Genomic DNA, 2,306 nt, shown 5'->3' with positions numbered 1-2,306 from the left:
ATGTAACCTTTGCAGATATTGCAGCATATACCGGTTTTTCCAAAACAACGATTTCCCGATATTTTAACAATCCCGACTCCATCACTGTGGAAAATCAGGAAAAGATCGCAAATGCCTTAGAGGTGCTGGACTATAAGGAAAATAAGCTGGCAAGAGTCATGGCAAACGGCAAAACAGAAATGGTTGGCGTGATCATTCCCAACTTATATATGCACTATTATTCGGACATGCTGGATCACATCATCTCGACCTATGAGGAATACGGCTATAAATTCATCGTATTTGCAGGGAACGAAGACGCCGATGTGGAACGGCGATATATTCAGGAACTTCTCGCCTATAAGACAGAGGGGCTGATTATTTTAAGTCACACGCTCTCTTCCAAAGAACTGGCAGAATATCACGTTCCTATCGTTACCATTGAACGGGAAGACGAATATGTGTGCAGTGTCAATACAGACAACTACATGGGCGGCGTGCAGGCTGCAACCGTCCTCGCCAAAAGCGGCTGCGACATTCTGCTCCATGCAAATGCAGATTTTCCAAATACCATTCCAGCTTACAAACGCATTCAGGGATTTCAGGATTTTTGCGAAACAAATGGGTTGGAACATTGCATCATGATTCGGAATTTTGGTGCCAACTTTGAAGAAAACAATGCAGAGATCGCAAAGCTTTTACAAGAGATCGAAGAAACATATGCAGAGAAAAAAGTGGGAATCTTTATGCCCAATGACACCCACGCCAACATTCTGCTCAATCTTATTATACGAAAATACGGCACATTGCCGGAACGGTATAAAATCATTGGTTTCGACAACTCTCCCGTTTCCAGAGAGGCAATTTTTCCCATTACCACAGTTGGCCAACAAATGGACAAAATCGCACAGGAGGCAGTAGAACTGCTTTCACTGCAAATCAGCGAACGAAAAAAACGCAGACCCAAGCCGCTTGCCGCACCGATTCACAAGGTGCTTACACCGATTCTGATCCGCAGAGAAACCACAAAATAAAACCACATCTATGCAAAATCCCCTTATCAGCGAATACTGGTAAGGGAATTTTTTAGAACCCGTCTTCACAAGAAATATATGTGGATTTTCGAGCATAATTTTGTTGCAGACAAGGAAAAAATACGCAGGCGGGCTGTCGCCCGGCAAGTGTTTTTCACGCAGTATGCAGCAAAATTTGCCGAAAAGACACGTGTATACGCTTGTGAAGACGGGTTCTTAGATAGATGCTCATAGAGCAATGCTGTTGCTTATGATTTTGTTTTCTCTTCGTATTTTCTCAAGTATGCGTTATAACAATCATCACAAAGCGTTTTTTTCCATGGCATATCCATTCTGAACATACCTCTCTCACCGCAGTATTCACAGATATGTGCAGACCTTTTTTCATATCCTCGAACGAGTTCTGATATATCATGCCTGAGTTTCTTCTTTGCTTCGTTATCCTCACAATTCTGAGGTTCAAATCTCAAAGAAGCAACACCGAGGAAATCAATAGCCTGTAGTTCGCCAGATACGCCTTTAAATTTGTAATAAAACCTGAGTGTACCGAACTTCTCTTTTATCTGAAGAATTTCCAAGTCAATCTCATTTGCCGGAATACCTTCTTCAGCATATCTATTCGTGATTCTTTGACATAATTCGTAGATAAGTTCGAACCAGCCTGAACTGCATTCGCACCCCCACTTTCGATATATATTTCTTTCTTTTTTGTCCCGATTTTGCTGCATAAACGGGAAATCGCTCTGCAATTGTTTTTCAAAACGTTCTTTCATAGGGCAAGTACTCCTTTAACAAAGGCATGTGTATCTTATGCACAAGAATTTTCTATGCCAACGGTGATTACACAACAAAATAAGAAAATCTAAGGCAACACCGCACAAAGCTTGTGCAGTAAGGTGCGTTGTCAGATTTTTCGGCAGATTGCCTAGGGCAATACCGTACAAAGTAGGCAGACGCTCTTTGTGCGGTATTGCCTTTACACCGTCAGCGTAAAATCTTGCTGAAAAGACCTGCATTTCATTTTTATGCGAACACATTCTAGTATAACACATCGTTTTAAAAAAAGCAAGAAAAAATTGATAAAGTGAAGAACAACTACACTTTGAGGTTAGGGTGTCAAGTTTTATTATACTACATCAGAGGTAAAAGGCGTTTTCAGAGGATAGCAAACAGCCTGAGATTCCAATTGTAAAATCTCAGGCTGTCTTTCGTTTGTATGCAGTGAGAAAAGTGAGGTAGTTTTGGCATCATGTTTATCGGGAAACACTGAATAAAGCTTGTGCGTAAGATGCA

2 protein-coding genes are annotated in these 2,306 nt (G+C 41.2%); one reads left to right on the top strand and one right to left on the bottom strand.

The window, feature by feature from the left end:
- Nucleotides 1-1,013, top strand: a 1,013-nt coding sequence (locus tag RUMCAL_RS05805) for a LacI family DNA-binding transcriptional regulator (RefSeq protein ID WP_021681705.1), incomplete at its 5' end; no start/stop codon positions are given.
- A 248-nt stretch (nt 1,014-1,261) separates the two neighbouring features.
- On the opposite strand, the gene RUMCAL_RS05800 is transcribed toward RUMCAL_RS05805, so the two are convergent.
- Nucleotides 1,262-1,786, bottom strand: coding sequence for a hypothetical protein (locus RUMCAL_RS05800; protein WP_021681703.1), 525 nt, complete (start codon nt 1,784-1,786; stop codon nt 1,262-1,264).
- Nucleotides 1,787-2,306 lie beyond the last annotated feature (520 nt).

The sequence above is a fragment of the Ruminococcus callidus ATCC 27760 genome, from assembly GCF_000468015.1.
Lineage (GTDB): Bacteria > Bacillota > Clostridia > Oscillospirales > Ruminococcaceae > Ruminococcus_C > Ruminococcus_C callidus.
The sequence above is the reverse complement of the archived record's forward strand: the minus strand, read 5'-3'. Positions and strand labels throughout refer to the sequence as shown.

Excerpts from the sequence above, each read along its gene's own strand:
- RUMCAL_RS05800 (WP_021681703.1), bottom strand. The coding sequence starts at position 1,786 with ATGAAAGAACGTTTTGAAAAACAATTGCAGAGCGATTTCCCGTTTATG.